General features: G+C 67.6%; 5 protein-coding genes and 2 pseudogenes. 2 read left to right on the plus strand and 5 right to left on the minus strand.

All coding sequences use genetic code 11. The features are described from left to right. Window positions 1-42 precede the first annotated feature (42 nt). Complete coding sequence (locus ACFXB5_RS52085) at window positions 43-705, minus strand: hydrolase (RefSeq protein WP_385222749.1); 663 nt, start codon at window positions 703-705, stop codon at window positions 43-45. A gap of 43 nt (window positions 706-748) precedes the next feature. Beyond that, a complete protein-coding gene (locus tag ACFXB5_RS52090; RefSeq protein WP_385222752.1) occupies window positions 749-1,303 on the minus strand; it encodes an NADPH-dependent F420 reductase in 555 nt (184 codons plus the stop codon). A 185-nt stretch (window positions 1,304-1,488) separates the two neighbouring features. Between ACFXB5_RS52090 and ACFXB5_RS52095 the strand changes: the two genes are divergently transcribed. After that, entirely contained in the window at window positions 1,489-2,418 is a 930-nt protein-coding gene (locus ACFXB5_RS52095) for a LysR substrate-binding domain-containing protein (protein ID WP_385222755.1), read from the plus strand. A gap of 357 nt (window positions 2,419-2,775) precedes the next feature. Here the strand turns inward: ACFXB5_RS52095 and ACFXB5_RS52100 are convergent. The 3 genes and pseudogenes from ACFXB5_RS52100 to ACFXB5_RS52110 form a co-directional block, all read right to left on the minus strand. Continuing rightward, window positions 2,776-2,988: pseudogene (locus ACFXB5_RS52100) on the minus strand (chloramphenicol phosphotransferase); the annotation flags it as partial. Between the two features lie 44 nt (window positions 2,989-3,032). Then, window positions 3,033-3,218 (minus strand): annotated as a pseudogene (locus tag ACFXB5_RS52105) (ISL3 family transposase); the annotation flags it as partial. A gap of 144 nt (window positions 3,219-3,362) precedes the next feature. Then, complete coding sequence (locus ACFXB5_RS52110; protein WP_385222758.1) at window positions 3,363-4,871, minus strand: ISL3 family transposase; 1,509 nt, start codon at window positions 4,869-4,871, stop codon at window positions 3,363-3,365. Between the two features lie 252 nt (window positions 4,872-5,123). Here ACFXB5_RS52110 and ACFXB5_RS52115 point away from each other — a divergent pair, with 252 nt between their 5' ends. Continuing rightward, window positions 5,124-5,453, plus strand: a complete 330-nt coding sequence (locus ACFXB5_RS52115; protein ID WP_385222761.1) for a YnfA family protein — start codon at window positions 5,124-5,126, stop codon at window positions 5,451-5,453. Window positions 5,454-5,760 lie beyond the last annotated feature (307 nt).

Genomic DNA, 5,760 nt, shown 5'->3' on the forward strand with positions numbered 1-5,760 from the left:
GCTGTGAGCGCCGGACGGCCTCCGGCTCAGCAGCCGCCAGCGTTACGCACCAGCGCCATCGGTGGTGGGTGTGGCCAGCAGTTGCAGCTCCCAGGCGAGCGCGACCCCGCTGGCGCCACCGTGGTCGAACAGGACCGGCCCGAGCGCGTCGGCCGTTGACTCGCGAGCCCAGTCGCGCTGCCATTCGCTGGCCACGGCCATCCAGGTGATGGGTACCACGCCGGCCTGCACCATGCGACGCACCGCCATGTCGTGCGACTCGGCACTGACCCCGCCGCAGGCGTCCGTGACGACGAAGACGTCGTACCCCTCACCCAGCGCCTGGAGGGCGGGCATGGCGACGCAGACCTCCGTCCACAGCCCGGCAATGATCAGCTTCTTGCGCCCCGTGTTCTCCACGACGTCGACGACGCGACGGTCTTGCCAGGTGTTGATGAACGTGCGGTTGATCGGCTTCTGGTCCGGGAAGACGTCCTGGAGGCCCTTGATGAGGAGGCCGCCCCGTTCTTCTATCACCGTGGTCAGCACCGTGGGGACGTCGAACACCTTCGCGGCCTTGGCCAGGCCGACGACGTTGTTGACGGTCATGGTTGATTCGTGGCTGTTGAGATTGGTGAACTGGAAGGGCTGGTGGTCGATGAGCACCAGGACGCTCTCCTCGGGGGTGAGCAGTGCTTCCAGTCCGGCCTTTGCGGTGCGGGTCACGATGGTTCCTTCTGCGTGATGGTTGAACGGTCGATGGTGAGAGTCAGAGTTGTTCGGGTGATGCCATCCGGTAGACGAACGGGCCGAGCCCGGACTGCGCGATCGCGAAGAGCGGGCCGGCCAGGCCCTCCTGAGTGGCGGCCATGCTCAGGTCGCCCAGGCGGACCGCGTCGTATCCGGCGTCGAGACTGAGCTGCCTGACAAGGCGTTGGGCTTCGTCGTCACCGGACCACAGGTTGCTCGGCCGTACCCGGGCATCGGCGATCTGCCCGAAGAGAGAGGCGAAGTTGGTGCTGAACGCCTTCACCGTCGGCCCGCCCGTCACCGACGTGACGTACTCGGCGTTGGAGGAGAAACCGGCCGGAGGCCGGGCACCGCCATAGAGGTTCGTGGCGTCGAGCACCGTCTTGCCCTCAAGCCCGGCGACGGATGACAGAGCCACCTCCACGGCGGTTCCCGGGACGGCGAGCAGCACGGCCTCCGAGGCGCCGACGTCGCCTCCTCCACGCCCCAGCCGCGTCACCTGGTGCCCGGCACGTTCCCACAGCCCGGCCAGCCCGCCGCCGATGTTGCCTCGTCCGATCACGGCGATGTTCACGCTTCTCTCCTTGCCAGACTGATGTGTGAGGTAGGCCGGTCACGTCAACCGATGCCGGATCCGACCAGGCTGGGCCAGCCTCGACGGGGCAGGTGGGAACGTCTCCCGTGGCGTGAAACGACGCTACGGCGGCCATCCGGCGGGCGTCCAAGACTTGTCCGGACGCTGGGCAATAGGATTCGTCTATGGATGTCAGCCCTCGCGTCCTCCGCTACTTCATGGCCGTAGCCGAGGAACTCCACTTCGGCCGCGCAGCCATGCGTCTCTACATCTCCCAGCCGTCCCTGAGCCATCAGATCCGCAAGCTTGAGGAGACCCTCGAAACCCTGCTCTTTGTGCGTTCGAGCCGTCGGGTGCAGCTCACCGCCGCGGGTCGGACGCTGGCTCACGAGGCGCCGATAGCGCTGGCCGCGCTGGAGCAAGCCGTGCAGCTCACCCGGCGGGCCGGGTCGGGGATCGCGACGACGATTCGGCTGGGCTACACGCCGATCACGAGCTTCGGCACGCTCACGGTGCTTCTGGATGCTCTCCAGGAAGACCACCCCGACGTCACGTTCGACCCTCGAGAGTTCTTCAGCGCCGAGATTCCCGAGCGGCTCTGTGCGGGCGACCTGGACATCGGTCTCGCCCTCTCACCGCAGCCGCTCGACGGGGTGGGTGGCGAGATTCTCCGTGAGGAGCCCGTTTCCGCGCTCCTCAGCACGCGCCACCGCCTCGCCGCCGCACCGACGATCCCGGTGACGGGCCTCCGCGACGAGACGCTGCAACTGTTCCCTCGCCGTCTCGCCCCGGCGTACTACGACGCCATCGTCGCCGCGTGCCACGAAGCAGGCTTCTCACCCAAGATTCGCGCGTTCGAGGATCCGCCGGTCAACGCCATGCTCGCCCGGCTCTCCAGCGGACGCGAGGTCGGCTTGGCCCCTACATCGTTCGCTGAGCACGCTGCGAAGGCCAGCACCGGCATCGTTCGTCGCGATGTCGTCGATCCGTCGATCGTGGCAGAACTCTCGGTGCTGTGGCCCGCGAAGGATCCGTCGCCCGCCATTGCGAGCGTCCTCGCCACCGCCCGACGATGCGCTGAACACCATGGATGGCTACGCAGCCCCCTCCCATAGCGCGTGACGCTCCGGCCCCGACGTCGGCTACTCCACGACCAACTACCTGCTCGCCGGCCTGATCATGATCACCGAACGCGTCACCGGCCACCGTGCCGGGACCGCTGACGCCGCTCACCGCCGCGTCCTGCGACGCCTGCCCGGCCGACGCCCTCACTCGCCCCCCGACAGGAGTGCCACCAACGCGCCCAGGCCGGGGACTGTAAAACTCATTGGACATGTCCTGTCGGAGTGAAGTTGACTGTGGATCTCGCGCTGAGCTGCGGGTTTGCCAGTTGGGGTGAGACTGGCACGGCTCAGGATTCTCACTGCACCTGGCTTCTGTGGAAGTCCAGCGCGGCATGAGCGCGTTTGGCCCTATCCGAAGAGGCTGTGCTTCGCCGTCGGGGGTACTTGGCTGTCCGTCAGGTAGCGTCGGCGGAGGCGGGTGAAGGCGGCGGGGCTGGGGCGGTGCGGGAGGAGTTCCTTGATGCGCTGTGCGCATTCGCGTGGGCTTGCCGTGCTGGTGTCGCATTCCACGTCGTAGTCGCCGTGGGCGTGGACCAGGTCGTATTGGCGCGCCGCGGCACCCGCAACGACACCACGACGAACTTGCCCGCCGTCGGCAAATCACGAGGAAATCGCAGGTAGGAGCCGTGTATTCGCCTCGACCAGCACCCGCATCCCGGACAGGCCGCCCGCCCTGCGGTCGTACGGGCCTCGACCCGGACGACCGTGTTGATCACCTCGACCGATTCCACCAACACGCCCTCGACCGAGGAGAACAGCAGCTCGTTCAACTGCGGCAGCACTTCGTTCACGGCGAATGGCTTTATCGAGCAGTAGTGGGTTCTGGCACAGATCTTGGGGAGCGGTCGCGCAGGGTTACTGAAGCAGGATCATCTTGCGGAGTAGTTCGAATCCGGCTCGTCCGTAGAGCTGCCTTTTGATCTTTTTGATGCGGTTCACGGCGCCTTCGTGCCGCCGGAGCTCCAGTGCAGAGTGAGGCCAGCGGTCACGGCGTCGAGGTCGCGGAGCATATGAAGTGCGAAGTTGGTGAGGCCGGGCAGCTGGCTGGCGTCGACGGCGTTGATCCAGGCGGGGAGCGTGGGGCCGAGGCGGTTGGTGAGGATCTCGCCGAAGTCGCGGACGTGTCCGGCCGCGGTGTCCAGTTCGGGGCAGCGGGCAAGGACGTCCTTCAGCGCGGCGCGCTCTTCTTCGCTCAGGGCCGTGGGGTGGCGGGTGAGCCAGCCAGTGACCTGCCGCACCGTCGGCGGCGGAGGCGGCGCCTGTGGCGGGGCGGCGCGAAGGGTGGCGATGTAAGCACGGACCATCTGGTAGGTGACGGGGGCGTTCTCGGTGAGGAGTTCGCGGTGCAGACGGGTGACGCTCGTGCATCCCGCGGCGAACCGCCGTTCCAGGTAGGGCTTGTAGGGGTCCAACCGGCTGGGCCGGGGCCGGTTTTCGCGGAGGGTGTCCTGCCAGTGTGCGGCCCGCGCGTATCGAAGCACGGTGTTGAGGCCCCAGCCCAGGTGGCGGGCGATTGCCCGGCGCGAGTGGCCCTGGGCGAGCAGTTCATGGACCAAGGCGTGCGCGGCCTTCTTGCGCTGGGCCCGTCGACCTTCAAAGGACGGGACAACGGGCTCCGAGTCGTCCAGTGGCATGTCAGCGTTCGTCGGGCTGATCGGTGCCGGAGTGCGCAGGCACTCGCGGTGGGCGGCGACGCAGGTCTCCACGGCCCGGCCGATGCCTTGCCACAGGTGGAACCGGTCGGCGACCTGGAGCGCGTTGGGGGCGCCCAGCCGGGCTCCTTCGGCGTAGGCGCCCGCACGGTCCCGGCAGATGATCTCCACGCCCGGATGGGCGGTCAGCCAACCAGCCAGTGGACCCGCCTCGCGGGTCGGGAGCACGTCGATCACGCGATGGGTTTCTCCGCAGGTCAGGACGGTGGAGTAGGTCTGGCCCCGGCGGATGGCGAAGTCGTCCACGCCCAGCACGCGCGGAGTGCCGGCCTGCGGGTCGGGCAGCGCGATGATCCTGCGTACCAAGGTCATCCTGCCTGCGCAAAGGCCGAGTTGACCAGCCAGCCGGGCGCCGGCCCGACCGGCGAGTGCGAGCCCGACGCGCTCCAGGACGCGGTTGAGCCGTGTGGTGAAACGCGAGTACGGAGTCGTCAACTGCGCGAACTGCTCGGCGAACGTACGACGCGGGCAGTTGTCCGCGCCGCAGATGAATCGCCGGACCGTCAGATGGATCACGACGCTCTGCCCACCGAGCGGCAGATCCTTCAGTTTGCGCAGGTAGGAGTCATGCACCCGGTCCGAGGAGCGGCCGCAGTCGGGACATGCGGCATTGGCCGCCCGGCCTCTGGCCCTCATGTCGATCGTGCCGAAGGCGGCTGTCGCCGCCTCGACGTCCACGTCGTCGATCCCGTCGAACACGAGAGAGTCCCAGAACGATGCGTCGGCCTGCATGACCAGCACCGTCACCGGTTATGGCCGACCGTGACCGAGTTGGCCGCATACCTGACGGCGCGTCATTCTCGCCTGGTAGGCGGCATGGCGTACGCGGTCTCACGCCAACCCGAACCCTCGCAATCGAACACCGCGGTGACGCTCCGCGACCGCTCCCCAAGATCTGTGCCAGAACCCATTTCTGGTCGACACTCGTGGACCCGGTGATCACCAACTGACTCCGGAACCCGTCGAGAAACTCTGTTCCTAGAGATCAACGAAGCCATTGCCCTGTTCGTCGCCGCCGCCCTGTTCGAGATCGGAGGGGCCTGGCTGGTGTGGCAGAGCATCCGCGAGCACAAGGGCTGGATCTGGATCGGCGCCGGCATCATCGCGCTCGGACTGTACGGGGTGGTGGCCACCTTCCAGTCCGACGACAATTTCGGGCGCATCCTGGCCGCGTACGGCGGGAACTTCGTGGCCGGGTCGATCGCCTGGGGCATGGTCGTCGACGGCTACCGGCCCGACCGGTTCGACGTCCTCGGCGCCCTCATCTGCCTCGCCAGCATGGCCGTCATCATGTACGCGCCCCGCGGCCACTGACCGTGGGCCCAGGCTCACCCAGCGCCAGCCCCCGCCAAGTACAACGCTCAGGGGCCGCCAACTACGGCGCTCAGTCACAACACGTGTGACTGAGCGCTTCAGTTGGCCCCATCGGCCATGTAGAGCGCCCAGCTGGCGAGGCTCTGCCCTGGAAAGCGTCCAGCGGCGCATCCGTATCCGGAAGTTGGATCTTTGCAGGGACTACGGCCTTGGCTGACCTGCGACGGCTCAGGGTCAGGGGGCCGGACGTCCTGGCGTTGACCGTCCGCCCCCTATGAGGTCTTGCTTCGCGTCCGCCGGCGCCGGC

Origin of the sequence: Streptomyces sp. NPDC059455 (assembly GCF_042750115.1) — a bacterium.
Taxonomy (GTDB): Bacteria; Actinomycetota; Actinomycetes; order Streptomycetales; family Streptomycetaceae; genus Streptomyces; species Streptomyces endocoffeicus.